The organism is Spirillospora sp. CA-108201, assembly GCF_050936235.1.
Classification (GTDB): Bacteria; Actinomycetota; Actinomycetes; order Streptosporangiales; family Streptosporangiaceae; genus Spirillospora.
Window position 1 is genome coordinate 4911082 of record NZ_JBNJNE010000001.1, and the last position, 24872, is coordinate 4935953.

The 24872-nt window shown below is 73.8% G+C and carries 23 protein-coding genes and 3 pseudogenes; 10 read left to right on the top strand and 16 right to left on the bottom strand.

Annotated features, from left to right (window positions below; all coding sequences use genetic code 11):
- Positions 1 to 5 precede the first annotated feature (5 nt).
- Both ACQEU6_RS23695 and ACQEU6_RS23700 read right to left on the bottom strand, forming a co-directional pair.
- Positions 6 to 422 carry a Fur family transcriptional regulator gene (locus ACQEU6_RS23695; protein ID WP_141578642.1) on the bottom strand — a complete coding sequence of 139 codons (417 nt, stop codon included), beginning with the start codon at positions 420 to 422 and terminating at the stop codon, positions 6 to 8.
- A 554-nt stretch (positions 423 to 976) separates the two neighbouring features.
- A complete protein-coding gene (locus tag ACQEU6_RS23700; RefSeq protein ID WP_499335050.1) occupies positions 977 to 1462 on the bottom strand; it encodes a heme-binding beta-barrel domain-containing protein in 486 nt (161 codons plus the stop codon).
- Between the two features lie 111 nt (positions 1463 to 1573).
- On the opposite strand from ACQEU6_RS23700, the gene ACQEU6_RS23705 reads away from it, so the two are divergent.
- The 3 genes from ACQEU6_RS23705 (at position 1574) to ACQEU6_RS23715 (ending at position 2759) form a co-directional block, all read left to right on the top strand.
- Complete coding sequence (locus ACQEU6_RS23705; protein ID WP_499335052.1) at positions 1574 to 2002, top strand: hypothetical protein; 429 nt, start codon at positions 1574 to 1576, stop codon at positions 2000 to 2002.
- Positions 2003 to 2027: 25 nt separating this feature from the next.
- Entirely contained in the window at positions 2028 to 2246 is a 219-nt protein-coding gene (locus ACQEU6_RS23710; RefSeq protein ID WP_499335054.1) for a hypothetical protein, read from the top strand.
- A 150-nt stretch (positions 2247 to 2396) separates the two neighbouring features.
- The gene (locus tag ACQEU6_RS23715; RefSeq protein WP_499335056.1) at positions 2397 to 2759 is read left to right on the top strand and encodes a DsrE family protein; all 363 of its coding nucleotides are present in this window, start codon (positions 2397 to 2399) and stop codon (positions 2757 to 2759) included.
- Between the two features lie 114 nt (positions 2760 to 2873).
- Here ACQEU6_RS23715 and ACQEU6_RS23720 read toward each other — a convergent pair.
- Positions 2874 to 3434 (bottom strand): annotated as a pseudogene (locus ACQEU6_RS23720) (DUF2238 domain-containing protein); the annotation flags it as partial.
- A 135-nt stretch (positions 3435 to 3569) separates the two neighbouring features.
- Between ACQEU6_RS23720 and ACQEU6_RS23725 the strand changes: the two are divergent.
- Entirely contained in the window at positions 3570 to 4589 is a 1020-nt protein-coding gene (locus tag ACQEU6_RS23725) for a TerC family protein (protein WP_499335057.1), read from the top strand.
- Positions 4590 to 4596: 7 nt separating this feature from the next.
- Here the strand turns inward: ACQEU6_RS23725 and ACQEU6_RS23730 are convergent, their stop codons facing one another.
- Together ACQEU6_RS23730 and ACQEU6_RS23735 are read right to left on the bottom strand one after the other, a co-directional pair.
- Positions 4597 to 5127 (bottom strand): DinB family protein, encoded by a 531-nt coding sequence (locus tag ACQEU6_RS23730; RefSeq protein ID WP_499335059.1) that lies wholly within the window; start codon positions 5125 to 5127, stop codon positions 4597 to 4599.
- Positions 5128 to 5231: 104 nt separating this feature from the next.
- Positions 5232 to 5636, bottom strand: a complete 405-nt coding sequence (locus ACQEU6_RS23735) for a hypothetical protein (RefSeq protein ID WP_499335061.1) — start codon at positions 5634 to 5636, stop codon at positions 5232 to 5234.
- Positions 5637 to 5950: 314 nt separating this feature from the next.
- On the opposite strand from ACQEU6_RS23735, the gene ACQEU6_RS23740 reads away from it, so the two are divergent.
- Positions 5951 to 6319, top strand: coding sequence for a hypothetical protein (locus ACQEU6_RS23740; RefSeq protein ID WP_499335063.1), 369 nt, complete (start codon positions 5951 to 5953; stop codon positions 6317 to 6319).
- 302 nt (positions 6320 to 6621) lie between these two features.
- Here the strand turns inward: ACQEU6_RS23740 and ACQEU6_RS23745 are convergent.
- From ACQEU6_RS23745 to ACQEU6_RS23760, 4 genes and pseudogenes are all read right to left on the bottom strand, one after another.
- Positions 6622 to 7197: pseudogene (locus tag ACQEU6_RS23745) on the bottom strand (hypothetical protein); the annotation flags it as partial.
- Positions 7191 to 7400 (bottom strand): annotated as a pseudogene (locus ACQEU6_RS23750) (response regulator transcription factor); the annotation flags it as partial. The pseudogenes ACQEU6_RS23745 and ACQEU6_RS23750, both read right to left, overlap by 7 nt.
- Positions 7401 to 7627: 227 nt before the next feature.
- Positions 7628 to 8281 carry a maleylpyruvate isomerase N-terminal domain-containing protein gene (locus ACQEU6_RS23755; protein WP_499335065.1) on the bottom strand — a complete coding sequence of 218 codons (654 nt, stop codon included), beginning with the start codon at positions 8279 to 8281 and terminating at the stop codon, positions 7628 to 7630.
- A gap of 53 nt (positions 8282 to 8334) precedes the next feature.
- Positions 8335 to 9231, bottom strand: coding sequence for an NAD(P)-dependent oxidoreductase (locus ACQEU6_RS23760; RefSeq protein WP_499335067.1), 897 nt, complete (start codon positions 9229 to 9231; stop codon positions 8335 to 8337).
- A 126-nt stretch (positions 9232 to 9357) separates the two neighbouring features.
- Between ACQEU6_RS23760 and ACQEU6_RS23765 the strand changes: the two genes are divergently transcribed.
- Entirely contained in the window at positions 9358 to 9945 is a 588-nt protein-coding gene (locus ACQEU6_RS23765) for a TetR/AcrR family transcriptional regulator (RefSeq protein ID WP_499335069.1), read from the top strand.
- On the opposite strand, the gene ACQEU6_RS23770 is transcribed toward ACQEU6_RS23765, so the two are convergent.
- The 3 genes from ACQEU6_RS23770 to ACQEU6_RS23780 are packed head-to-tail and all read right to left on the bottom strand — an operon-like array spanning position 9932 to position 12827.
- The gene (locus tag ACQEU6_RS23770; protein WP_499335071.1) at positions 9932 to 10426 is read right to left on the bottom strand and encodes a pyridoxamine 5'-phosphate oxidase family protein; all 495 of its coding nucleotides are present in this window, start codon (positions 10424 to 10426) and stop codon (positions 9932 to 9934) included. The genes ACQEU6_RS23765 and ACQEU6_RS23770 overlap by 14 nt on opposite strands.
- A gap of 56 nt (positions 10427 to 10482) precedes the next feature.
- Complete coding sequence (locus tag ACQEU6_RS23775; RefSeq protein ID WP_499335073.1) at positions 10483 to 11571, bottom strand: alkene reductase; 1089 nt, start codon at positions 11569 to 11571, stop codon at positions 10483 to 10485.
- A gap of 47 nt (positions 11572 to 11618) precedes the next feature.
- A complete protein-coding gene (locus ACQEU6_RS23780; protein ID WP_499335074.1) occupies positions 11619 to 12827 on the bottom strand; it encodes an MFS transporter in 1209 nt (402 codons plus the stop codon).
- 82 nt (positions 12828 to 12909) lie between these two features.
- Between ACQEU6_RS23780 and ACQEU6_RS23785 the strand changes: the two genes are divergently transcribed.
- Positions 12910 to 16026 (top strand): AfsR/SARP family transcriptional regulator, encoded by a 3117-nt coding sequence (locus tag ACQEU6_RS23785; protein WP_499335076.1) that lies wholly within the window; start codon positions 12910 to 12912, stop codon positions 16024 to 16026.
- 89 nt (positions 16027 to 16115) lie between these two features.
- Here the strand turns inward: ACQEU6_RS23785 and ACQEU6_RS23790 are convergent, their stop codons facing one another.
- Positions 16116 to 17027: a metallophosphoesterase family protein gene (locus ACQEU6_RS23790; RefSeq protein ID WP_499335077.1), complete on the bottom strand. Its 912-nt coding sequence runs from the start codon at positions 17025 to 17027 to the stop codon at positions 16116 to 16118.
- Positions 17028 to 17378: 351 nt separating this feature from the next.
- Between ACQEU6_RS23790 and ACQEU6_RS23795 the strand changes: the two genes are divergently transcribed.
- Complete coding sequence (locus tag ACQEU6_RS23795; protein ID WP_499329217.1) at positions 17379 to 18605, top strand: IS110 family RNA-guided transposase; 1227 nt, start codon at positions 17379 to 17381, stop codon at positions 18603 to 18605.
- A gap of 2 nt (positions 18606 to 18607) precedes the next feature.
- Here ACQEU6_RS23795 and ACQEU6_RS23800 read toward each other — a convergent pair whose 3' ends face one another.
- From ACQEU6_RS23800 to ACQEU6_RS23810, 3 genes are all read right to left on the bottom strand, one after another.
- A complete protein-coding gene (locus ACQEU6_RS23800; protein ID WP_499335079.1) occupies positions 18608 to 19030 on the bottom strand; it encodes a fibronectin type III domain-containing protein in 423 nt (140 codons plus the stop codon).
- Between the two features lie 567 nt (positions 19031 to 19597).
- Complete coding sequence (locus ACQEU6_RS23805; RefSeq protein WP_499335081.1) at positions 19598 to 20314, bottom strand: type 1 glutamine amidotransferase; 717 nt, start codon at positions 20312 to 20314, stop codon at positions 19598 to 19600.
- Entirely contained in the window at positions 20304 to 21554 is a 1251-nt protein-coding gene (locus ACQEU6_RS23810) for a Mur ligase family protein (protein WP_499335083.1), read from the bottom strand. The genes ACQEU6_RS23805 and ACQEU6_RS23810 overlap by 11 nt, the downstream gene beginning before the upstream one ends.
- Before the next feature lie 355 nt (positions 21555 to 21909).
- Here ACQEU6_RS23810 and ACQEU6_RS23815 point away from each other — a divergent pair, with 355 nt between their 5' ends.
- The gene (locus ACQEU6_RS23815) at positions 21910 to 23580 is read left to right on the top strand and encodes a hypothetical protein (RefSeq protein ID WP_499335084.1); all 1671 of its coding nucleotides are present in this window, start codon (positions 21910 to 21912) and stop codon (positions 23578 to 23580) included.
- A 538-nt stretch (positions 23581 to 24118) separates the two neighbouring features.
- Positions 24119 to 24871, top strand: coding sequence for a hypothetical protein (locus ACQEU6_RS23820; protein ID WP_499335086.1), 753 nt, complete (start codon positions 24119 to 24121; stop codon positions 24869 to 24871).
- Position 24872: the final 1 nt, after the last annotated feature.

Sequence of the window (24872 nt, forward strand, 5' to 3'; positions counted from 1 at the left end):
CCCGGCTATGCCTCGCGGCAGTCCTTGCACCGCCCGTAGACGGTGAGGTGGTGGACGTCGGTCTCGAAGCCGAAGTCGCGCGCCAGGACGTCGGCCAGGCCGGCCGCCGCGCGCGGGTCGACGTCCTCCACGGTGTGGCAGCCCCGGCAGACGAGGTGGATGTGCTCGGCCTCGGCGGCGAGATGGTAGTTCGGCGGGCCGTGCCCGAGGTGCGCGTGCTTGACGAGCCCGAGCTCCTCCAGGAGTTCGAGCGTCCGGTAGACGGTGGAGATGTTCACGCCGCGGGCGGTGCGCTGCACCTCGGTGCAGATCTCCTCGGGGGTCGCGTGCTCCAGGTTGGTGACGGCTTCGAGCACCAACTGGCGCTGCGGGGTCACCCGGTACCCCTTCGCCCGCAGCTCCTCCTGCCACGACTCGACCATGCACCGAGTCTAGGCTGTGCTTTCGAAGTCCCGGCCCACTTCGCTCGCCTTGCGGCTCGCTACGCGACCGGAACTGGGCGAACGCGGCATCGCTTCGCGATCCGCCCGGTTCCGCTCGCCTCCGGCTTCGCTCCACCGGGCAGCTCACGCGTTCGCACGCGTGGCCGAGGGCACTTCGATACAGGCCCTGGATCCCGGACGGCGGCGCCGGTCCGGGCGTCCGATTTCCGCCCGCGAAAAACCCGCTTGCCTCGCCGCGCGGGCGTCGCATACGTTCGGGATACGCGCGAAAGGAGGTGGTCCTAACCAATGGTTGCTTGTAGGACTCGCGAGGTGACTGTCCGCTAGTCGCCGTTCCGCCTCGGATCCTCCGCCCGCGGGCGGAGGTAGCCGGTCGCGACGGTGACCGGCGAATACCAGGCAGTTACCCGGTCCCCGGACCGATGGACCCGTCCTGTCCATCGCCCGCCACCCGGCGGGAAGGTCCGGGGATCGTTCATGTCCGGGGGTCGTTCATGCCCGGGCGCCTCGCCCGCGCCGGCCCCGCCGGCGCCTCAGGAGACCTTCTTCAGCTGGGCCGACAGGTGCGACTGGAGCTCGTGGCCCATCGCCGCCATGTCGTAGGCCCAGCCGAGGTCCTCGCCGATCAGCCCGTAGAGGCGGTGGCCGCCGGTGACCTCCTTGGCCGACTCCGTCCGCGCGACGACGTCCGTGTGCAGCTCCACCCGGTTGAACGCCACGTTCCCCACGTAGATCTCGACGATGCCCGTCGGGTGGGCCAGCGTCACCTCGACCTGGTGGTCGGGCCGCGGCCGCCAGTACCCCGTCTCCATTCCGAGCGGACGCCCGAGCGAGCCGTCCTCCTCGATCTTCCAGGTCCGGCTCGCGTAGATCAGGAAGGGCTTCCCGACGTGCGTGAACGAGATCTCCTGGCCGAAGTTGAACGACTCGATCGTGGGATAGCCGCCCACGCCGGCGCCCTCCCAGGTGCCGAGGAGGAACGTCAGCGGCTCAAGGTCCGGGTGCAGCTCAGCGTCCATGGGCACCGAGCGTAGCGGCGCGCGCGGCCGTCCGCGTCCCCGTGCGCCGTCCCCTCCCCTCCGGGACCGGCGTCCCTGTCCGGGGCCGGGCGGCGCACCGATCATGGGAGCGTGTCGGTCCTCACCGCGAGCATGGTGGTCCCGCTGCTCGTCGCCGCCGGTCTGCTGGCCGCGGGCTGGGTCTGGCGGATCCGGTTCCGCAACCTGCGCCGCGCCGTCCAGACGGACTGCGCCGGCGTCGCCGGGCTCCGCGACGGCGTCCCGTGCCAGCTCAGCGGGACGGCCCTCGCCGTCCGGCCCGCCCCCTTCTCCGGCCGGCCCTGCGCCTGGTACAAGACGAAGGCGACGGCCAGGACGAAGGCAGGCAAGCGGGTCTTCATCGAGGAGAAGTCGACGACGCCCTTCTCCCTGCGGGACGGGACGGGGCACGTCGTCATCGACCCCTCCGCCGCGGCCGTCGACGGCGCCGTCCAGACGATGGACGAGCGCCGCTCCACGGCCGGGGAGCTTCCCGGCCTGGACGGAGAGGTCGCGGAGTAGAGGTCGCGGAGTACCGGTACGAGGAATGGATCCTGCCGGCCGGCCGCTCTACGTCCTCGGCACCGCGACGGGCGGCTCCGTCGGCAAGGACGAGGAGACCGGCCAGTACGCCATCAGCACGCGGACGCGCCGCGAGTACCGGCGCCGCGCCGTGATGTTCATGGGCATCGGGTACGGCGGAGGCGCGGCCGTCTTCCTCGCCTGCGCCGCCGTCGTCGCCGTCGACCACCTCTACTTCGGCTGACGCCCCGGGCCTACTTGAGCCGGCCCAGCTTGATCACGAGGAGGACGGCGGCGACCGCCATCAGCCCCAGCACGACGATGAGGATCCCCGCGTTCACCAACCCGACCACATCGCAGGATGCTACGCGGAAGACCGGGTTAGAGTGCACTCATGGCAAGACCACTGGTCATCAAGGTGACGGCCGGCGCGGACGCCCCCGAGCGCTGCAACCAGGCGTTCACGGTGGCGGCCGCCGCCGCGGCGAGCGGGGTCCCGGTCTCGCTGTGGCTGACCGGGGAGTCCGCGTGGTTCGCGCTGCCGGGGCGGGCCGCCGAGTTCTCACTGCCCCACGCCACTGCCCTGGACGACCTTCTCGGCGTCGTCCTCGCCGCGGGCCGGGTCACGCTCTGCACCCAGTGCGCCGCCCGCCGCGAGATCGGACCGGACGACGTCCTGCCCGGCGTCCGCATCGCCGGCGCCCCGACCTTCGTCGAAGAGATCACCCTCCCGGACACCCAGGCCCTCGTCTACTGACACCAGGCGCACGTCCGCCGGCACGGGGCGGACGTCCGGCCTCGGGCCCGCCGGGGAGCCGGTCCGGAGGCGGGGCGTCCGTGCGCTCCGGAGGCCCAGCCCGAGCCCCGCGGCGGCGGAGCCGGCGAGGCCGAGCATGAGGTCGCCGATGGTGTCGCGGTAGATCGTCACGGTCTCGGGGGTGTCGAGGATGAAGACGCCGTACTCGAAGAACTCCCACAGGATGGCCGCGACGGCGCCGAGGCCCGTGCACATCAGCGCCAGCGTCCAGGACCCGAGGCCCGCCCAGCGGCGCAGGGCGATGCCGGCGGCGGCGCTCAGCAGGGCCCAGTTCCCGAAGTGGCAGGCGTCGTCGAACCAGCCGATCGTGTCGTAGAGGTCGGCGGCGTTCCCGGCGACGTCCACGAGGAAGGGGGCGGTGACGAGGAGGTCGAGGTCCCAGGGGAAGGGCCTTGCCCGGCCGCGCAGCGCCCAGACGAGCGTGACGAGCATGACGGCGGCGGGGTAGGCGGCCACCCGGACGCCCATCGCCTTGTCCGCGAACCGGTCCCACTCGGGGTAGGCGACGGCGAGCGCCAGCAGCGCGGCGAGGGCGGCCTTGGCCGCGAGGGCGGGCGGGCGCCAGCGGGAGGTGTCCATGGCCGAAGCATGGCCGCCCGCCCGGTCCGGCGGCATCGGCGCGGGTACTCAGTCGCGCCTGAGTGCTTTCGCCCTGCTTCGGAACCAGGTCCCGCGGCGGGGCGCGGGCGGTAGAACGGCCGGAGAACGGGAAGCAGGTGTCCGACATGCCCCCGAGACTGGAGCCGCCGGATGGTCGACATCCCCGTATGGGCCTGGGGCGCGACGATCGCACTGATCATCGCGCTCTTCGTGTTCGACCTGCTGGTCGCCGTCCGGCGGCCGCACGCGGTGCACATCCGGGAGGCGACGTTCTGGTCGGTGTTCTACATCGCCGTCGCGGTCCTGTTCGGCGGCGCGGTGTGGATCCTCGCGGGGTCGACGGCGGGCACCGAGTACTTCTCCGGCTGGGTCGTGGAGAAGAGCCTGTCGGTCGACAACCTCTTCGTCTTCGTGATCATCATGGCCAGGTTCTCGGTGCCCGCGCAGTACCAGCAGAGGACGCTGCTGTTCGGCATCGCCGCCGCGCTGCTGCTGCGGGCCGTCCTGATCGCGATCGGCGCCGCAGCGATCAACCTGTTCTCCTTCACCTTCCTGGTCTTCGGGCTGATCCTGATCTGGACGGCGGTCCAGCTCATCCGGCACCGCAACGAGGAGCCCGACGTGGAGGACACCTTCCTCGTCCGCCGCGCCCGCCGGATCCTGCCGGTGAGCCAGGACTTCCACGGCGGGCGGATGCTCGCCCACGAGGACGGGCGGCGCGTGATGACGCCGCTGCTGCTGGTCTTCGTCGCGATCGGCAGCACCGACGTGCTGTTCGCGCTGGACTCCATCCCGGCGGTGTTCGGGGTGACCGACGAGCCGTTCATCGTCTTCACCGCCAACGCGTTCGCGCTGCTCGGGCTGCGTGCCCTCTACTTCCTCATCGAGGGCCTGCTCGAACGGCTCGTCTACCTGTCGATCGGCCTGTCGGTGATCCTCGCGTTCATCGGCTGCAAGCTGATCCTGGAGTTCCTGCACGAGGACGTCTCCACGGCCGTCCCGGAGATCCCGACGACGCTCTCGCTGGGCGTCATCCTGGTGATCCTGCTGTTCACGACCGGCGCCAGCCTGGTCCGCGTCCACCATCACCCGGAGGAGAAGGCCCAGGCCGGTTCCCTGCGCAAGCGCCGCGAGAACAAGCCCCGCGAGGAGGAACCGGCCGCCCGCTGACCGAGGCTCAGCCCATGCTCTTGGCGCCGTCCAGCGACTCGCGGATGATGTCGGCGTGGCCCGCGTGGTGGGCCGTCTCGGCCGTGATGTGCAGGAGCACCCGGCGGATCGACCAGTGCGTGTCGGTGTTCCACGGGGCCTTGGGCAGCTCGTGCCGGAGGTCGAGGTCGGGCAGGGTGGGGACGAGCTCGTCGGTCCTCCGGGCCACCTCGGCGTAGGCGTCCAGGATCCCGGCCAGCGTCTCGCCCGGAAGCATCCTGAACTCGTCCGCGCGGCGCTTCCAGTCCTCCTCGGTCATCTGGGTGAAGTCGCCCATCGCGGCGGCGCCTTCGAGGATGAAGTCCACCCAGCCCCGCTCGCAGGACGTGACGTGCTTGACGAGTCCGCCGAGGCACAGCTCGCTCGCCGTGGTCCGCCGCCCGGCCTGCTCGTCGGTGAGGTCCCGCGTGGTGAACCGCAGGAAGTGCCGCGCCTTGGCGAGCTCCGCCAGCAGGTCGGCCCGCTCCCCGGTGACCGCCCGCGCGTTGTCAACGTTCATGGTTCCCGCCTTCGATCGTGTCGTCCACCTGCAAGACCACGGTAGGGAGCAAGGCGGTCAGATCCTGGCCTCGATCGCCGAGCCGGGGAGCTTCTTTGGCTGCGCTAGAGACGTGCGAGCAGCTGCCGTGTGAAGTCCCGTTCCGCCTGGGCTCCAAGGACGTCCCAGCTCTCGGCGGCTCGGGCGAGACCGTCGGCGTCGCCGTCGAGGCGGGCGCGGGCGAGGCAGGCCGCCGCCCACTGGTTCTCCTCGGCGAGCGGGCCGGCCTCGGCCAGCAGCTCCGCCGCGTCGGGCAGCCCGGCGGCCACGGCCAGTTCCGCGCCCGCCGCCCGCGCGTACGCGAGGTACGGGTCCAGCGCCGCCTCGACGGCGAACGCCTCCCGGACGAGCGGCTCGGCCCCGTCGAACCGGCCGGCGCCGTCGAACCGGCCGGCACCGTCGCGGGAGCCCTCGTGCAGGGCGAGACGCGCGTCCACGAAGGCCGCCACCGCCGCCGGACCGCCGGCCACGCGGGCCGCCCGGCCCCCGCCACAGCGCCGCCGGCTCCCGGTCGCCGGACATCCCGCAGGCCAGGGCGGTCGCGCACACCGACGCCAGCATCCAGCCCGGCGCCGGCCGCCCGGCCCGCTCCCACCGGTCCCACATCCGCTCGCCGTGCCCGATCGCTTCGCGGAAGCGCCCGCTCAGCGCGAGCGGCTGCACCAGGCGGCCCGCGGTGATGTGCGTGTCGCGCAGGAGGTCGTCCTCCATGCCGGCCCGCGCCGCCGCCATCCCGCCGCGCAGGTCCCCGGCCATGATCGCGTAGATGCAGGCGCGGCCGTAGGTGTTGCAGACCTCCGGCGCGCAGTACGGGTCGTCGCGGTCCATGGACGCCAGCAGGCGCAGCCGCTCCCGGGTGATCCGGTTCGCCTCCCGCGGCCGCCCGGCGCGCAGCGCCGCGGTGCCCGCCGCGCACAGCGCGGAGCTGGTGAGCACCGGGTCCCCGGCCGCCCGCGCGGCGGCGACGGCGGCCGCCGGCCCGGCGTCCGGGGCTCCCCCGCCCGGCCCGCGCCCCGCCCGCTCGGCCGCCTCCAGCAGCAGGTCGAACACGTGCTGGTTGGACGTGGTGCTGACGTGCGCGCATCCGGCCCCCGCCCGCAGTTCCCGCGCCGCCGAGGCCGGGTCCAGCGCGAGGGCGGCGGCGGTCCGGTAGTGGGCGAACGACTCCAGCAGGTTGCGGCGGGCGAACGTCAGGTGCGCCAGCGCGCTCGCCAGCCGGTAGGTCGCCTCGTCCGGGCGGGGGGACGAGGCGAGCGCGGCCCGCAGGTCCGCCGCCATGGCGTCGAAGTCCTCCCGCCAGCCCGGTTCGCCGAGCCGGTCCTCGGCGGCGGACGCCGCGGCCGCCGCCCACCGCAGGCGGCGGGCCCGCGTCCCGTCCTCCTCCCCGGCCTCGGCCAGCCGGGCGAGCGCGAACGCCCGGACCGTCTCCAGCAGCCGCCACCGGCCGACCCGCCCCCGCAGGTGCACGACAAGGCTCTTGTCCACCAACCGCCCAAGCAGATCCGCAACCTCCGCCCGCCCCCCGCCCACCGCGCTCCCACCCACCGATGCGGCCGCGTCCAGGTCGAAGGCGCCGGCGAACACTCCGAGGCGCCGGAAGAGGGCGCGCTCCTCGTCCGCGAGCAGGCGGCCTCGTCGACCAGATGCTCGCAGTTGTCCAGGACGAGCAGCGACCGCCCGGCGCCGAGCCGCGCGGCGACCGCCTCCTCCAGCGGCTGGTGCGACCCCTCCGTCACCCCGAGCGCGGTCGCGAGCGCCCTGGTCGCGAACCCGGCGCGCACGGGCACGAGGTCCACGAACGCGCCGCCGGACGGGAACAGCGCCGCGGCGTCGCCGGCGACCACCGCGGCCAGCCGGGTCTTGCCCACCCCGCCCGGCCCGAGCAGCGTCACCAGCCGGGCCTCCTCCAGCGCGGCCAGCACGTCGGCGCGCTCCACGTCCCGGCCCACGAACGTCGTGCCGGACGCCGGAAGGCCCGCGACCCGGCCGAGGTCCGGCGTCCCGGAGCGGGCCAGCTCCGCCAGCGCCCACCGGTCCGGTACGCCGTACTTGCGCAGCAGCGACGACACGTGGCTCTCGACCGTCCGCACCGAGATGTGCAGCCGCCCGGCGATCTGCGCGTTGGACATCCGCGCACCCAGGGCGGTGAGGACCTCGGCCTCGCGCTCGGACACGTGCTCCGCCAACGCGGGCCCCTTTCCGTGGCGGCGTCCGTGGTGCTCTGCGGGCGCCACGGATGACCGCGGACCTCCCCGGGGCCGAGGCTGGAGACGACCCGGCGCCCGGACACACCCCTGTCTCGCGCCCGCGGGCGCGGCCGCCGGGCTCCAGGCCGCCGCGGCCCCGGCGGCCCAGGGCCACTCCTGAACAAGGCCGCACCTGAACGAGGCCGCGCCTCATCGAGGCCGCGCTTCACCTGACGCCGCGCTTCACCTGACGGCGCGGCTGAACGAGGTGCCGGTCAGCCGAGGATGAAGGGGGTTCTTGCGGCGAGAGGGCCCAGTTCGGCTCGGTCCTCGGCGGTCGGGGGGCGGCGGCCCGTGCCCACCAGGAGGGCGTCCCTGTCGGAGAACGAGGCGGGGAAGGGCCCTCCGGCGATCCTCTCCAGCAGCGCGCGGGAGGCCGCGAGGGTCTCGGCGGGCGGCTCGGGCCCCTCCGGCAGATGCGCGATCAGGTCGAGGTGGTGCAGCGTCCACTCGATCACGTAGGCGGACAGGTAGTCGCCGGCCGTCAGGATCTCGTCCTGGGTCTCGACGCGGAGGGCGGGATCGGCGAGCCGCGCCGCGCGGCCCGCGGCCGAACCCACGTCGTCGAGGTGGAACTTGAGCAGCCGCGGCTCCTCGTAGGCGGCGGCCAGCCGCGGGATGAGCGCGTCGAGCGGGTCGTCGCCCGTCGGGGGCTCGACGAGCTTCCAGTAGGTGGCCGCGTCCACGGTCGGCTCGGCGCCGGCGGGAGTGACCAGGGTGATCAGTACGTCCTGGGCGTCGATGACCAGGTGGCACACGAGGTCCCGCACGAGCCAGCCGGCGCAGCCGGACGGGCGCGCGAAGTCCGCGTCCGGGAGGCCGGCGACCGCCGCGAGCAGGGCCGTCCACGAGCGTGAGAAGTGATCCACTTTCGGCACGGTAATGCCGCGCCGGAGCGGCGGACAAGCGGATTCGGGCCGCCCTAGACGGCGGTCGCCGCGGCGGCCGTCCGGGACTCCAGAGCGCGCACGACCGCGGCCATGTCGGCCTCGCCGTGCCCCAGCGCGACGGTCTCGCCGTAGAGGGCGTGGCACGCGTCCAGCAGGGGCGAGGCGAGCCGCGCGGTACGGGCGGCCTCCGCGATGAGGCGGTTGTTGTCCAGGACGTTGGCGATGGACGCCTGGACGGCGAAGTCGCGGTCGAGCAGTTTGCGGGCCTTGGCGCGCGACACGGTGCTGGCCATCGGACCGGCGTCGAGCACCTCCAGCAGGCGCCGCCCGTCCAGGCCGTGCCGTTCGGCGAAGTGGAACGCCTCCGCCAGCCCGGTGACCATGGTGATCAGGAACAGGTTGACGGCGAGCTTCATCTGGAGGGCCTGCGGAACCGGCCCGCAGACGAACACCTCGCCGCACATGGGCCCGGCCAGGGGGCGGACGGCGTCCACGGCCGAGGGCTCCCCGGCCGGCATCGCGACGAGCTCACCCGACTCGGCGGGGCCCCGCGAGCCGGACACGGGCGCCTCGACATACCGTCCGCCGGCGGCCTGGACGTCGGCTTCGAGGCCGCGCGAGTAGTCCGGCGACGTCGTCCCCATGTGGACGACGATCCGTCCTCGCACGTTCGCGGCGAAGCCTGGCGTGCCGCGTCCCAGAGCAGAGTCGATGGCGGGACCGTCGGCCAGCATGAGGAACACCACGCGCGTGCGGCGGAAGACGTCGGCGGGGCTGTCCGCCACCTCCGCGCCCGCCGCGCGCAGGGGCTCGCTCTTGGCGGCGGTCCGGTTCCAGACGACCAGGCCGATGCCCGCCCGGACGAGGTTGAGCGCCATGGGCCGCCCCATGACGCCGAGGCCGAGGAATCCGACGTCGCTGTCCACCATCGCCTCCACGCCTTGCGAGTTATGACAGTGGTCATGATAATGGCGCTGGTAGACGCAGCAATAGACCTCGAAAATTCAGCGGAGGCGACGACCTTGGCGACCGGCGAACGGGGCCCACGGGAGCGGATGGTCTTCAGCGCGGCGCAGCTCATCCGCCGCGACGGCGTCACCGCGACCGGCCTGCGCGAGGTCGCCGACCACGCCGGGGCGCCGCGCGGCTCGTTGCAGCACTACTTCCCCGGAGGCAAGGAACAGCTGGTCAACGAGGCGGTCGAGTGGGCCGGGCGCTACGCGAGCGACCGGATCGCCCGTTCCATGGCGGCCATGACGCGCCCCACGCCGGGCAGGCTCTTCGCCGCGATGGTCCGCCAGTGGACCGACGAGTTCGAGGCGGCGGGGTTCGACCGCGGCTGCCCCGTCGCCGCCGCCACGGTCGACTGCGCCGACTCCGTCGCGTCCACCCGGGCGGCCGCCGCGGCGGCGTTCGGCGCCTGGCGGCAGCCGATCGCCCGCGAGCTGGCCGCCATGGGCGTCCCGCCCCGCAGGGCGACCGCCCTGGCGACCCTGATGGTCAGTTCCCTGGAAGGCGCCATCCTCCTGGCCAGGGCCGAGCAGAGCGTCCGCCCGCTCCGCACCGTCGCCAGGGAGCTGGCCCCCTACCTCGACTCCCGCGCCGCCGAAGGCCCGCCTGATCCGTGTCTCAGTGCGTCATGACGCCGGGGAGGCGGGTCTGGAAGTCGATGACGCCGACCCAGGTGGGGCGCAGGGCGATGCGGGCCATGCGGGTCTCGGGGTGGTCGGCGCCGGCCACGTAGCCCGCGCCGCCCTCCTCCCCCAGGAAGCGGCGCGCCGCCTGGGCCTGCTCGGGCACCATGCCGTCCACCTCGGTGATCGAGACGCGGCCGCGCAGGAGGAGGACCTCCGGGGGCTGCGCGTCGGTGTCGATGCTGACGGCGACGTCGGGACGCTCGTGCAGCGCGCGGATGCGGGCGGCCGGGCGCAGGATGCCCATCGGCGGGCAGTGGACGTGGGTCGCCATCACCAGTTCCTCGCCGGTCCAGGTGAACCAGGACGACATGATGCGGGGCGTCCCGTCGACGGCCGTGAAGGCGAGGCGGGCCGGGATCGCGGAGTCGAGCAGGCGCTTGGCGACGCCGGTTTCGAGCAGGCGCACGTCGCCCTGGGGAAGGTCCATGGTCATCTCCTTCGGTGACAGCGGTCGGAGGAGATGACCGGGGACGACCCGGGAACTCATCGCGGCGCGACGAGATCCATCGTCGGATAGTCGGTGTAGCCCGTCGCTGCGCCCGTGTACATGAGGTGCTGCTCCCGGACGGGGTTCAGCGGCGCGTCGGCGCGGAGCCGCTCGACGAGGTCGGGATTCGCCAGGAACGGGCGGCCGAGGGCGATGAGGTCGGCGCCCGCGGCGACGAGGCGGCCGGCCTCCCGGGTGACGTGCTCGGTGGTGACGTCGGGCAGCACCGGGTTGGCGATCAGCGTTCCGGGCCACACGCGGCGGATCGTGTGGAAGAGGGCGCTGTCGGGGTCGGCGTAGACCACGTGCAGGTAGGCGGGGGCGATCTCCGCCAGCGCCCGGACGAGGGCCGGGTAGACGTCGTCCCGGTCGTCCTCGTGCATGGCGTTGGCGGTGACCCCGGGCGAGATCCGGACGCCGACGCGGTCCGGGCCGATGGCGTCGGCGACGGCGCGGGTCACCTCGACCGTGAACCGGATGCGCGCCTCGGCCGGGCCGCCGTAGGCGTCGGTGCGGCGGTTGGTGGCGCGGGACAGGAACTGGTGCAGCAGGTAGCCGTTCGCCGAGTGCACCTCCACTCCGGCGAAGCCCGCGTCGACGGCGTTGCGGGCGGCGGCCGCGAAGTCGGCGACGGTGGAGCGGAGGTCGGCGGCGGTCATCTCCCGGGGGACGACGGCGGGCCGCGCCCCGGACGGGGTGTGGATCGTGTCCGGGAGCGGGACGGGCGACGGCGCCACCGGGTGCAGGCCGCTGTTGTCGGGGTGCCCGACCCGTCCGCCGTGCTGGAGCTGGAGGAACATGCGGCCGCCCGCGTCGTGGACGGCGCCGGTGACGCGCCGCCATCCGGCCACATGGGCGGGGGCGTGGATCGCGGGGATGTTCGGGTACGTCCGGCCGACCGCGTTGGGGGTGGCGGCCTCGGCGACGATCAGTCCGGCGGTGGCGCGCTGGGCGTAGTAGGTCGCCATCAGGTCGGTCGCGACGCCTGAGGCGTCCGCGCGGTTGCGGGTCATCGGGGCCATGACCAGGCGGTTCGGCAGGACGAGTCCGCCGAGACGGGCCGGTTCGAGAAGAGCGGTCTCCATTGCCGTGTCCTTTCGGTGGTGCGAGAGATCAGCGGTGGTGCGAGAGATCAGCGGTGCGGCGGGAAGGCGTGGGTCCGGGCGATCAGGACGATCGCGAGGACCGGCGCGAGGAGCGCGAGGGTGCTCCAGGCGAGCGAGGTGGAGCCGAGCAGGTGCAGCAGGACGCCTCCGGCGATCCCGCCGCCGGCCATGGCGACGTTCCAGAGGGTGACGAGCATGGCCTGCGCCGCGTCGGCCGCGTCCCCGCCCGCGTCCCCGCCCGCGTCGCCGGCGGCGGTCTGGAGCAGGGTGGGCGCGCCGCCCCAGCCGAGGCCCCACAGCACCACGGCGGCGTAGACGAGGGCGGGGGCGTCCGCCCACAGCGCGAGGACGGCGGCCGCGGCGGCGACGAGCAGCGTCCCGGCGATCATGAGGGCGCGCAGGCGGCGGTGGATGTGCGCGCCGACCACCCAGATGCCGGCCAGGGACGCCGCCCCGAAGGCCAGCAGGACGAGGTCGGTGGACGAGCCCATGCCGAGCCCGTCGAGGATCGCGGCGATGTAGGTGTAGAGGATCGTGTGGGCGAGGACGAAGACGAGCGTCACGAGGAGCACGGCCGCCACCCCGGGGACGCGCAGGACGCTCCCGCCGCCCGTCCGCTCCCCCGCGCGGCGGCCGGGGAAGTCCGGGACGGACGCGGTGATCCAGCCGAGCAGGACGACGGTCAGCCCGGTCATGGTCAGGAAGGCCGCCTGCCAGCCCAGTGCCGCGCCGAGGAACGTCCCGGCGGGGACGCCGAGGGAGAGCGCGAGCGGGATCCCTGCCATGGCGACGGCGATGGCCCGTCCCTCCAGGTGCGGGGGCACCAGGCGGCGGGCGTACCCGGCCAGCAGCGCCCAGGCGAGGCCCGCCGCGACCCCGGCGGCGAACCGGGCCGCCATGGTCAGCGCGTAGTGGGTCGACAGGGCGGTGACGGTGTTGGCCACCGCGAACCCGGCGACGGTCGTCAGCAGGAGGCGGCGGCGCCGCCATCCGGCGGTGGCCGCCGTCAGCGGAACGGCGGTCAACGCCGTCCCGATCGCGTAGATCGTCACGGTCTGCCCGGTCGCGGACTCGCTCGCGTCCAGGCTCGCGCTCATCGCGGGCAGCAGCCCGGCGGGCAGCGTCTCGGTCAGGCTCGTGATGAAGACCGCCGTCGCCAGCGCCAGCAGCGCCGGCAGGGGCAGCCCTCGGTCGGACCTCTCGTCCGGGGCGGTCGTCGTCTCCGCGGTTCGCATGCCCCGACTGTGCCGGGCGGCGCTTCGGACGCGCTGACGGTCCGCTGACGGTCAGCGGGCGGCCGCCGAGTACCGTGCTGGCATGCGGTTTGGCGTGCTGGGCCCGCTGGTCGTGCGGGACGGCGAGGGGACGCCCGTCCGGATCCCGGAGGCGAAGGTCCGGGCGCTGCTCGCCGACCTGCTGGTGCACGAGGGGCGGACCGTCTCGGCCGACCGGCTCGTCCACGACCTGTGGGGCGACGACCTGCCCGGCAACCCGGCGAACGCGCTCCAGGCCAAGGTCTCCCAGCTGCGCCGCGCCCTCGGCCGCGACCGCGTGGTCCGCGAGGCGCACGGGTACCGGCTCCGCCTCGACGGGCCCGGCGACGAGGTGGACGCCGACCGGTTCCGCGCGCTGGCGGCGCGGGCCCGCACGCCGGACGATCCGCGGGAGCGCGCCGCGCTGCTGACCGAGGCGCTCGGCCTGTGGCGCGGCGCGGCGTTCGCCGACTTCGCGGACGAGGAGTTCGCGCGCGCGGCGGCGGACCGCCTCGCCGACCAGCGCCTGGCCGTCCTGGAGGAGCACGCCGAGGCCCGGCTCGACGCCGGCGAGCACCTCCTGCTCGCCGGGGAGCTCGCCGGCCTGGTGGCCCGCCACCCGCTGCGGGAGCGGTTGCGGGCCGTGCAGATGCGTGCGCTGTACCGGGCGGGGCGGCAGCACGAGGCGCTCGACGCGTACGCCGAGTTGCGGAAGTTGCTGGCGGACGGGCTCGGCCTCGACCCGAGCCCCGAACTGGCCGCGCTGCACGAGGCGGTCCTGCGGCAGGACCCGTCGCTCGCCCCGCCGGAACCGGCGGCGCGTTCGAACCTGCCCGTCCCCCTCACCGAACTGGTCGGCCGGGACCGCTGCCTGGACGACGTCCGGCGGCTCGTCGCCGGCCCGGCGCGCCTCGTGACGCTGACCGGCCCGGGCGGCGTCGGCAAGACGCGGCTCGCGCTCGAAGCCGCCGCGCGGCCGGCCGAGGGCGCCTTCCCCGACGGCGTCTGGCTCGTCGAACTCGCCGGTCTGCGCGGCGACGCGGCCGGGCTGGCGCAGGAGATCTCGGCCGTCCTCGGACTCCGCGACGACGTGCCGCCGGGCGTCCCGGCCGCCGGGGCATCCGGCAGAGGACGCGGAAGCGCGCAGCGGCTGGCGGCGGCCCTCGGCGGCAGGCGGCTGCTGCTCGTCCTCGACAACTGCGAGCAGGTGGTCGACGCGGCCGCGGAACTGGCGGTGCTGCTGCTGCGCACCGCGGCGGGCCTGCGGATCCTCGCCACCAGCCGCGAACCGCTCGGCCTGACCGGCGAGAGCGTGTACCTGGTCGAGCCGCTCCAGGAGGACGACGCCGTGCGGCTGTTCGCCGACCGCGCCGCCGCGTCCGCCCCCGGCTTCTCGCTGGACGCCGACCGGGCGGCGGTCGCGGAGATCTGCCGCCGCCTCGACGGCGTCCCGCTCGCGCTGGAACTGGCGGCGACCCGGGTCCGCGCCCTCGGCGTCCGGGAACTCGCGCAACGCCTCACCGACCGGTTCGGCGTCCTCACCACCGGGCCGCGCGGCGCGCCGGCCCGGCAGCGGACGCTGCGAGGCATGATCGACTGGAGCTGGGAGCCGCTCGGCCCGTCCGAGCGCGCCGTGCTGCGCAGGCTCGCCGTGCACGTGGACGGCTGCGGCCTGGACGCGGCGGAGGCCGTCTGCGCGGGCGGCGGCGTCCGCGCGGAGGAGGTCCTCGACCTGCTCACCCGGCTGGTCGACCGGTCGCTGGTCGTGGTGGTGGACGGCCCGCGCGGTCCCCGCTACCGGCTCCTGGAGTCCGTGGCCGCGTACGCGCTGGAGCGCCTGCGCGAGGCGGGCGACCTCGACGGCGCCCGCGACCGGCACCTGCGCCACCACCTCGGCCTCGCCGAACGCGCCGAACCGCACCTCCGCGGGCCCGGGCAGCAGGTCTGGCTCGACCGTCTCGACGCCGACTCGGCGAACCTGCGCGCCGCGCTGGAGGAGGCGCTGCGGCGTCCCGGCGCGGCGGAGGCGGTGCGCCTCGGCACGGCGCTGTGCTGGTGGTGGCTGCTGCGCGGCCGCCTGCACGAGGCCCGCCGCACGCTGTCGGCGGTGCTGGACGCGGCCCCGGAGGCGGCCGAGTTGCGCCTGTTGCGGGCAGCCTTCGCGCTGCTGACCGGCGACCGGACGGCCCACGCCGGCCACGGCGGGGACGGCGGGGACGGCATCCCGGACCCCGTGCGACGCGGCCGCGCCCTCTGGCTCTACGCGCACGGGCTCTACCACGCCGGGATCATGGACGCGAGCGAGCGCGCCAACGAGCAGGCGCTGCGCCTGTTCCAGGAGGCGGGCGACCACTGGGGCACCGCCGCCACGCTCGGCCTGCGCGCGACGCTCGCGCTCGACCGGGGCCGCCTCGACGTGATCGCGGACGCGGGCGAGCGCGCCGCCGCCCTGTTCACCGGGCTGGGCGACCGCTGGGGGCGGCTCCAGCCCGTGTCGCCGCTCGCGATGCTCGCCGAGATCAACGGCGACTACGCGGCGGCGGAGCGGCTCCAGCGCGAGGGGCTGCGGATCGCCGAGGAGCTCGGCCTTCGCGCGGAGGTGTCCGCGCGGCTGTCGGGCCTCGGCCGCCTGGCGCTGCTCGCGCGCGACTGGGACCGGGCGCGCGACCTGCACGAACGGGCGCGGGTGATGGCCGTCGAGCAGGGCCACCGGTTCAGCGAGACGCACGCGCTGATGGGCCTCGCGCTCGGCGCGCGCCGCTCGGGCGATCTCGGCGCGGCGCGGGAGATCCTGCACCGCATCCGGGACGAGTACGACTCGTCCGAGATCGGGGAGCACCTGCTCCAGGCGGAGCTCGGCTTCACCGCCGAGCTGGCCGGGGACGCCGCGGGCTCCCTCGCGCACCACACCCGGGGCATGGAGATCGCCCGGTCGATCGGCGAGCCGCGCGCGCTCGCCCTGTCCCTGGAGGGGCTGGCGGGCGCGGCGGCGCTCGCCGGGGACGCCGAGCGCGCCGCCGGGCTGCTCGGCGAGGCGGACGCGGCCCGCCGGAGCGTGAACGCGCCGCTCCCACCCGCCGAACGCGGCGACGTCGACCGCATCACGTCCGCCGTCACCACCGCCCTGGGCGAACGGACCTTCACCGAAGCGTTCCGCCTCGGCACCCGAACCATCGCCTAAGACCCGAAAGATCCCACTCACGACCACGACTACCGCACCCCCAAGACCGACGAGCCTCAACGAGGCGTTCCGCCGCGATGCTCGGACGGTTATGTGAGGCCGGAGAGGTCGCGGGCCACGACCGCGTTGCGGTCGGTGGGGCGGTTGCCGAGGGAAAGCTGAGGCCATTGCCCGGAGAGTTCCTGGCGGCTTCGCTCGCTCCAGGCGCGGGCTTCGTCACCGCGGGTCTTGTAGAAGTTGAGCGCGTACCCGCCGCTGTGGACGCGCAGAAGCGTGAATCCGCCCGGATACTCCTTGACCGCCCCGACCTCCTGCTGGACGACCTGGGGCGCGAGCGGGAAGACGGAACGCTGGTTGCGGTGCGTGTGGCCCGCGTGGTGGAGGAAGACGCCGGGCGTCCGGTTATAGGACGTGAGGATTCGCAGTGACTGGCCCGCGTCGAGCGAATGGGCCCCGGTCATGGCGAGCGGGTCGTTCTCCGTGAAGAGCGGGTGGTGGCCGAAGACGAGGGTGGGGCGCTCCGGGTCCTTCTTCAGCTCCGCTTCGAACCAGGCGTGCTGCTCCGCCGAGAGTCCCCCGGAGTCACCGCCGTCGCCGGGCTTGTCGTAGGTGTCGAGCCCGATGACGCGCAGTCCCCGCAGGTCGTGCGAGAAGTAGGTCTGGCCGGACGTTGAGAAGGCGTCCTTGAAGCAGTCGTTCCCCTGGTGCTCGCCTGGACTGCATCCGCCGTAAGGCTCCCCGGAATGCGCCCGGTCGTGATTGCCCCGGGCTATCAGATAGTCGTCGCCCAGGGTTCCGAAGGTGTCGAGTATGCCCTTGGCGTTCGCGAGGTCGGCGGGGGCGGCCTCGCTCGACACGTCCCCGGCGGCGAGAAGGTATTGCGCGCCCCTGGCCCGAGCATCGGCGACGAGAGCCTTCGCCATCACCTCGGGATAGGGCGGATGGCCGGGCACCTGCTCGATGCCTTTGATCCAGGGAAGCTGGCCGACCAGCCCGGCCACGGTCTCGCCCAGGTGAAGGTCGTTGCAAAGGGCGACGGAGAAAAGGTGGCGCCCCGGAGGCGGTTGCGGAGTCGTGAAAGCGAAGACGTCTCCGTAAGGGGTGCCCGCCGCCTAATGGGAGCTGCCGGGTCGTAGAGACTCGGTAGCCGTAGCCGCCAGCAGGTGAGCACTCCCGCCGCCGGAAGCCGTCCGACTTCTGAGGTCAGACCGTGCCCCTGCTGGTCGGCCGGGAGGCCAGACCGCTGATGGGGTGGCGTGCCCGCCCAGTGGGGTGTGAGCACTGGATCCATTAGGCCGCGTGCCGCGCTTTCCGCAGGCTGCAAGGAGCGAAGTACCTGACCAGGAGGACGAGTGCTGCTGATCGGCGATGACTGGGCCGAAGACCACCACGATGTCGAGGTCCAGGACGAGACCGGCCGGAAACTGGCCGCCGCGAGGTTGTCCGAGGGCGTGGAGGGGATCGCCAAGCTGCACGAGCTCGTCGCCGAGCACGGCGGTGGGGACCTTGATGCCGCCGAGGTCGTGGTCGGGATCGAGACCGACCGCGGCTCATGGGTGCAGGCCCTGATCGCCTCCGGTTACCAGGTCTATGCGATCAATCCCCGGCAGGTGGCCCGGTTCAAGGAGCGGTACGCCTCCTCCGGCGCCAAAAGCGACAAGGGCGACGCACACGCGCTGGCCGACATGGTCCGCATCGACCGGGCCCAACTGCGGCCGGTGGCCGGGGACAGCGCCCAGGCCCAGGCCGTCAAGGTCGTCGCCCGCGCCCACCAGACCCTGATCTGGGAACGCACCCGCGCCTTCCAGCGGCTGCGCAGCACGCTGCGGGAGTACTTCCCCGCTGCCCTGAACGCCTACGCCGACCTGGCCCTGACCAGCACGGACGCACTGGAACTGCTGATCAAGGCGCCCGCCCCGGCAGCCGGGGCGAAGCTGACCCGCACCCAGATCACGGCCGTCCTGGCCCGCGCCCGCCGACGCAACCGGGACGCCAAAGCGGCCACGATCCAGACCGCGCTGCGCCAACGGCAGCTCGGCCTGCCCGAGCCGGTCACCGCCGCTTACGCGGCCACCGCCACCGCCCACGCCCATCTGATCATCGCGCTGAACGAGCAGATAGCCGCAATGGAGGAGCAGGTGAAGGCCCATTTTCGAACGCACCCGGACGCTGAGATCTACCTCTCGATGCCCGGCATCGCGGAGATCACCGGCGCCCGGGTGCTCGCCGAGTTCGGAGACGACCCCACCCGCTACGCATCCGCCAAAGCCCGCAAGAACTACGCCGGCACCAGCCCCATCACCCGGGCCTCCGGCAAGAGCCACACCGTCCAGGCCCGCTACGTCCGCAACAACCGCCTCGCCGACGCGCTGCAGACCCAGGCGTTCTCAGCCCTGCGCGCCTCGCCCGGCGCCCGCCGCTACTACGACAAACAGCGCGCCCGCGAGACCGGCTACAACCCCGCCCTGCGCCAGCTCGGCAACCGCCTCGTCGGCATCCTCCACGGATGCCTCAAGACCCGCACCCTCTACGACGAAGCGACCGCCTGGTCGCACCACGCACACCTCCATGCCGCTTGACATCAAACGACATGGGGTGTCTGACCTGCGGCCAGCCATGTGGGAGCGGCGCCCCGTCCTCTGGAGCGGGCTCTGTAGTAATAGGTGCGCCCAGGCTCCAGGCCGGTCAACTCCACGTAGTGGTTCGGGGTGCCGGACGAGCCGTGGGCGACGCTGGTGAGGCGGGACGGGTGCGTCCCGTAAAGGACCTCAGCGTCGGACGGCGCGGGCTCCATCCGACCAAGGCCGTCGTCCGTTCCGGGGACGCCGGTGTACCAGGTCAGGACGGCCGTCGTCTCCGTGACGGTGACCAGTTCGAGGTTCACCGGCTGGACGTCGTCCGAAGCGCGCGCGGACGAGGCCTCCACGGCAGGCAGGAGCGATGCGCCCGCGACGATGGCGCTCCAGCGCAGGAGCGCCCGGCGGGAGGGCCGGCAGCAGATCACGATCGCTACGGTGACAGCACAAAGCCCGCCATACCAGACCCAAAGGCACCAACGAAAGAACCCGGCCACTGCCGCAACGAACCGCCCAGAACCAACCGGCTCCCGTCACCCCAACCCAACGCCACCCACGCGCAGACCACCCCACCACAGGCCCGGGGGCCAGCACATCGCGCGCAGACCAGCCCACCACCACAGACCGACCCACCACAGGTAGGTCGGCACCACGCGCAGACAACCCGTCACAGCCAGGCCAACTCACCACGCGCGGGTCAACACCCGCGGGCTGGCCATGCCACCACGCGCACACCGATCGACCGCAAACGGGTCAGCACACCACGCACAGATCAGCACCCCGCCGCAGGCAGGTCACCCCACCACACGCGGGCCACCACCACACGCGCGGATCAGCGCGTCGCAGGTAGGCCAAACCCGACAGGCAGGTCAGCGCGCCGCGCGCAGACCAACCTGCCGCGCAGAGGCTGCCACTACACACGGGTCAGCACGTCGCGCGTGGGTCAAGCCGCGCAGATCGACTCATCGCCGGCAGGGCAGCGCGGTGTGGGCGGGTCAGCCCAGTACGGCTTGGAGGCGTTCCTCGCGGAGGCGTCCGGCCCAGGAGTCGTCCAGGGGCGGGATGTCCATGCCGACGGCCCAGCGGAGGAGGAGGTCGGCCAGGCCGGGGTTGCGGACGAGCGCCGGGCCGTGCATGTAGGTGCCGAGGACGCGGCCGCTGTAGGCGCCCTCGAAGCCGTTGCCGTCGCCGTTGCCCACGCCGTGCACCACCTTCGCGAACGGGCGCGCGTTCGGGCCGATCCGCGTGACGCCCTGGTGGTTCTCGAAGCCGGTGACGCGCGGGACGTTCAGCTCTCCCGCGACGTCCCCGACGACCTCGCCGACGGCGCGCTGCTCGCCGCGGCCGGAGCGGATGTCGAGCAGGCCGAGGCCCGGCACGGGCTGGCCCTCCTCGCCGCCGAACTCGTGGCCGAGGAGCTGGTAGCCGGCGCAGACCGCGAACACGACCGCGCCCGACTGGACGGCCCGCGCGAGGCCGCCGTCGCCCCGCAGCCGCTGCGCCGCGAGGATCTGCGGCCGGTCCTCGCCGCCGCCGAGCAGGTAGATGTCGCCGTCGGCGGGGACGGGCTCGTCGGACCGGAGGCTGACGGTCTCGGTGGGGATGCCGCGCAGCGCCGCGCGCCGCTCCAGGACGATCGTGTTGCCCTGGTCGCCGTAGGTGCTGAGCAGGTCCGGGTAGATCCAGACGATTTTGATGCGGTCAGACGACACGGCCGTACCTCGTTCGGATGGTCTGGAAGGCGGTGTAGTTGGCGATCACGTCCAGATGGCCGGGCGGGACGGCCATGACCGCCTGGTCGATGTCGTCCACCAGCGTGAAGGACACCTCGGCGGCCTCCAGCCGGGCGGCGAGGTCGATGCGGCGCTCACCGGACACCCACACCGGGCGGCCCCGCAGGATGCGGTAGTCGACGTCCCACAGCCAGGACGTGTCGCGGCCGTCGGGGCCCTGCGCGTTGACCGACAGGGCGACGGGGCCGGGGGCGGGCTGCAGGACGTCGAACGCCTCCAGCCATCCGGCGGGGTTCTTCGACAGCAGCAGCCGGATCGAGCGCCCCTGGTGCTCGACCGTCGTGTACCGGCCGGCGACGGAGGAGACCTGCGACAGCAGCGGGAGGGCCTGCTCGGGCGGCACCCCGAACTGCGCGACGACCGCGAGGGCGATCAGCGCGTTCGAGCGGTTCGCGCGGCCGGGCAGGGACAGGCCCGTGAGCGAGTACGTCCGGCCGTCCGGCGCGGTGATGGTGTCGCCGCGCAGGGCCCAGTCGGGGCGGGGGCGGGCGAAGTGGCACTGCCGGCAGCGCCAGTCGCTGTCCTCGTCGGTGTCCTGCCGGTCGAGGGGCCCGCCGCACTCGGGGCAGCACCAGGAGTCCTCGCGCCAGTGCTGGCCCGCGGCGACCCACGTGACGCTCTTGGCGGTGGACGCGCCCCAGGTGACCAGCGGGTCGTCGCAGTTGGCGATGACGTGGCTGGTCGGGGACGCCTCCAGCGCGCGCCGCCACTTGCCGGCCAGCAGCCAGATCTCGGCGGCGCGGTCCATCTGGTCGCGGCTGAGGTTCATCAGCGCGACGAGGTTCGCCCCGGTGCCCTTCAGGACCATCGGGACGTACTTCTCGTCGCACTCCAGCACGCCGTAGCGGGCGGACGGGGCGGACGCCAGCGCGGACACGTGCCCGGTGGGCATGTTCGCGCCGAACGCGTTGGTGGCGACCTCGCCGAGCGGCGTCATGGCCGAGGTGATCAGCCGGGTCGTCGTCGTCTTGCCGTTGGTGGCGCTCACGAGGACGAGCTTGCGGTCCTTGGCAAGCTTGGTCAGCAGCTCCGGGTCGAGCCGGAGGCCGACCTTGCCGCCGATCACCGAGCCGTCCCCGCGGCCCGCCATTCGGGACATCTTGGCGGCCGTACGACCGAGCGCGACGGCCAGCTGCGAACGCAGCGGAAGATCGCTCATGGACTCCGTCTTCTCTGGATGCGCCGGGAAACCGCTCCGAGCCTAGCCGCTGACTGCGGCTTTCGCGGCGCGGCGGGCGGTTCGGGAGACGTCCGTCACGCGACCGGTGCACAATGTGAGCAGCATCACAGCGATCCCGGTAAACCACCGGCGGCGATGTTGACCAGTACCGACATGTCGTGATTGCGTGCGACCTCCGACTGCGGTGCGCCGGATTACCAACCACGCGTCCATGAACGGCGTCACCCACTACTTTTGTCGGGAGCCCCGCTGGGGATCGTGGGGAGCGGTGCCCGCCCGGCGGCGGGCCTGGATCGCAAGCGTGGACAAGCGGCTAAAAGGCGAGGTCTGAGCGATGCAGTGTCCGACGTGCGGGAATGACACGCCTGGGACGCTCGGCAAGTGTTCGCACTGCGAGGCGCCGATCGACGTGTACTCGGTCGCGCCCTCCCTCCCGCTGGCGTCGCCGGTCGCGGAGGCCGCCCCGGCGGGGATGGCCAGCGGCGACGCCCACGGTGAACGGACGATGACGGCGCCGCCGTCCTGGGCCTCGGGCCCGCAGGGCGCGCCCGAACCCCCCGCGCAGCCGCCGATCCGGCTGACGGCCGAGCCGCCGATCCGGCTGCCCGTGGAACCGCCCGCGACCGCCTCGGCGCCGACGCCCGCCGTCGCGTCCCCGCTGCCGATCCCCGACCCCGACGACACCGCCGCCTGGGCGTTCGACCCCGACGCCGACGACGACTCCGGCGCCTTCAGCACCCCGCCCTCGCCGCCCTCCCGGGCGGGCGGGCAGCAGCCGCCCGCCCCCGAGAAGCCCGCTCCGTACTCTGCGTCGAACCCGTTCGGTCTCCACGACCAGGCCCCCCGCACGGAGTCGATCGTCCCGGACTCGTGGTTCGCGCAGCCGCGCAAGCCCGAGGCGCCCGACACCGACGCCACGCAGGTGTGGGGGCAGCAGCCGCCCGGCGGCCCGCAGTTCCCCGCCCTCCCGGACGCGGAGGCGACGCAGATCGCCCCCGGCGCGGGGACGGGCCCGGCCATGCCCGGCGCCCAGGGCTTCGGCGACGACCTCGACCGGACGCGGATGGACCCCGGCTCCCCCATGGGCGCCCCGGCCCCGATGGGCGGCATGGGGCCCATGGGCGGAATGGGGAGCACCGGGCAGGGCCCGATGCAGACGATGCAGCAGGGCCCCATGCACCAGGACCCCATGTACCAGGGCCCGATGCACCAGGACCCCATGCATCAAGGCCCCATGCATCAAGGCCCCATGCATCAGGGGCCGATGGGGCCTGGGATGCAGCCCATGGGCGCGATGGGGCCGGGCGATCCCGCGTACGGCGGCTACCCGCCCGGCCAGTTCCCGCCAGGCGGGCCGGGCGGGCCGGGCATGCCGGGCCAGAACAAGAACGGGACGAGCAAGCCGCTGATCGCCGCCGTCGCCGCGCTCGTCACGGTCGCGGTCGGCGCCGTCGCGTTCGTCGCGTGGCCCTCCGGGGACGACGCGCCGACGGGCGGCGACCCGTCCCCGGCGGCGTCCCAGAAGCAGGTCGCGCAGAAGAACCAGATCCCGCCCGAGACGAAGCAGCAGGCCGCGATCCTGAACGGGGTCCTGAACGACAGCGTCGACACCCGCCGCATCCTCGCCGGGGCGATCGGCCGGGCCGGCAAGTGCAAGACGCTGCCGCAGGCGATCCAGGGATTCCAGACGGTCGCGCAGCGCCGCACGAACCAGATGCGCCGCACGCAGGGCCTCAAGGTCGACAAGCTGGCGAACGGCGAGCGGCTGCGCGGCTCGCTGAACCAGGCGCTCGGGGCGTCGCTCCAGGTCGACCAGGTACTGCTGCACTGGGCGCAGGCCAACCAGCGCAAATGCAAGGGCAAGCCGCGCCCGAGCGCCGCGCAGGTCCCCGGACGCGCCGACGCCGAGCGCCGCGCGACGGCGGCGAAGAAGCAGTTCGTCGTCCTGTGGAACCCGGTCGCGAAGAAGACCGATCAGCCGCAGCGTAGCTGGAAACGGGTGTAACGGTCGGTCACGCAGTATTCTCTGACCGTTCGAACTCACCGGGCAGGGGGCCGTCATGCGGTGTCCGAACTGCGGAACCGAGTCCGCTTCGTCGTCTCCCAGGTGCGCACGCTGCAACGCGCCCCTCGCTCCGCCGAGCGCGGACGACGCCACCGCCCTGGACAACACGGCCAGGGCGGGCGACGCGATCACCCAGGACGAAACGCTCCGCGACCCCTACGGCGGCCCACCGCGACCTGGGTGGGCACCGAACACGGACGACGCGGCCACCCAGAATCAGCCGTACGGCGGCACTCCGATGGGCAGCGCGCCACCAGGCGGAAATCCGTCCGACACCGGCGACACGGCCACTCAGGACGACCCGTACCGCGATCAGTACAGCGACCCCCCAGGCGGAAACTCGCCTGACGCGGACGACCCGACCCTTCGGAGCGACACTCACCGCGCACCGTACGGGAGTGCGCCGTACGGGAGTGCGCCGTACGGGAGTGCGCCGTACGGGAGCGGGCCGGGTGAGGGCGGGCCGGGCGGGGTGCCCGTGCCGTGGGATCCGGAGCCGCCGCCGTGGGCCGGCCAGGGCCCCGTCCAGTGGGAGGCGCGGCCCGAGCACACGCTGAACATGCCGCCCGGCGAGGAGCGCACGACGCACCTGTCCCCCGAGCCGTGGGCGGCCGAGTCGTGGTCCGAGCCCGCGATCTGGCAGCCTCCGGCGCCGCCGAAGCGCAGCACGCTGCCCTACTTCCTGGGCGCGGCGGGGGTCGTGCTCCTGATCGGGGTGGCGCTGGGCATCGTGTTCTGGCCGAGCGGGTCGACGTCGTCGCCGCCCGCGGCCTCCGGGCCGTCCACGGGCCAGAGCCAGGACCCCGCGTCCCCGTCCGAAAGCCCAGCGGCCGGCGGCGATCTCGACGCGCAGGCCGGCGCCGTCGACGACCTGCTGCAGGAGATGGGCGGGACCCGCTCCGACCTCGGCTCCGTCGTCACCCAGGGCTGCCCGGTCGACGGCGTGCGGCGCGTCCTCGACGCGCGCCGCGGCGAACTGGAGAGGGCACGCGGCCTGGACGTGAGCGCGCTCGACAACGGCGCGGAGATGAAGGCGGCGCTCGTCCGCGCCCTGGAGGCGTCGACGGAGTCGAACCAGCGCTACCTGGACGGCGCGCCCGGCTGCCCGTCCGACGGCGAGGTCGCCGACGTCAACCAGCGCGCCAGCTCCGCCAAGAGCGAGTTCATCGGCTACTGGAACCCCGTCGCCCAGAAGGCGGGCCTCCCGGCCCGCACCGAGGGCGACATCTGAG

Bases quoted from the DNA above. Each gene is read 5' to 3' on its own strand.
- ACQEU6_RS23695 (WP_141578642.1), bottom strand. From the start codon at position 422: ATGGTCGAGTCGTGGCAGGAGGAGCTGCGGGCGAAGGGGTACCGGGTG.
- ACQEU6_RS23700 (WP_499335050.1), bottom strand. From the start codon at position 1,462: ATGGACGCTGAGCTGCACCCGGACCTTGAGCCGCTGACGTTCCTCCTC.
- ACQEU6_RS23710 (WP_499335054.1), top strand. From the start codon at position 2,028: ATGGATCCTGCCGGCCGGCCGCTCTACGTCCTCGGCACCGCGACGGGC.
- ACQEU6_RS23715 (WP_499335056.1), top strand. From the start codon at position 2,397: ATGGCAAGACCACTGGTCATCAAGGTGACGGCCGGCGCGGACGCCCCC.
- ACQEU6_RS23725 (WP_499335057.1), top strand. From the start codon at position 3,570: ATGGTCGACATCCCCGTATGGGCCTGGGGCGCGACGATCGCACTGATC.
- ACQEU6_RS23730 (WP_499335059.1), bottom strand. From the start codon at position 5,127: ATGAACGTTGACAACGCGCGGGCGGTCACCGGGGAGCGGGCCGACCTG.
- ACQEU6_RS23760 (WP_499335067.1), bottom strand. From the start codon at position 9,231: ATGGTGGACAGCGACGTCGGATTCCTCGGCCTCGGCGTCATGGGGCGG.
- ACQEU6_RS23765 (WP_499335069.1), top strand. From the start codon at position 9,358: ATGGTCTTCAGCGCGGCGCAGCTCATCCGCCGCGACGGCGTCACCGCG.
- ACQEU6_RS23770 (WP_499335071.1), bottom strand. From the start codon at position 10,426: ATGGACCTTCCCCAGGGCGACGTGCGCCTGCTCGAAACCGGCGTCGCC.
- ACQEU6_RS23775 (WP_499335073.1), bottom strand. From the start codon at position 11,571: ATGGAGACCGCTCTTCTCGAACCGGCCCGTCTCGGCGGACTCGTCCTG.
- ACQEU6_RS23780 (WP_499335074.1), bottom strand. From the start codon at position 12,827: ATGCGAACCGCGGAGACGACGACCGCCCCGGACGAGAGGTCCGACCGA.
- ACQEU6_RS23785 (WP_499335076.1), top strand. From the start codon at position 12,910: ATGCGGTTTGGCGTGCTGGGCCCGCTGGTCGTGCGGGACGGCGAGGGG.
- ACQEU6_RS23810 (WP_499335083.1), bottom strand. From the start codon at position 21,554: ATGAGCGATCTTCCGCTGCGTTCGCAGCTGGCCGTCGCGCTCGGTCGT.
- ACQEU6_RS23815 (WP_499335084.1), top strand. From the start codon at position 21,910: ATGCAGTGTCCGACGTGCGGGAATGACACGCCTGGGACGCTCGGCAAG.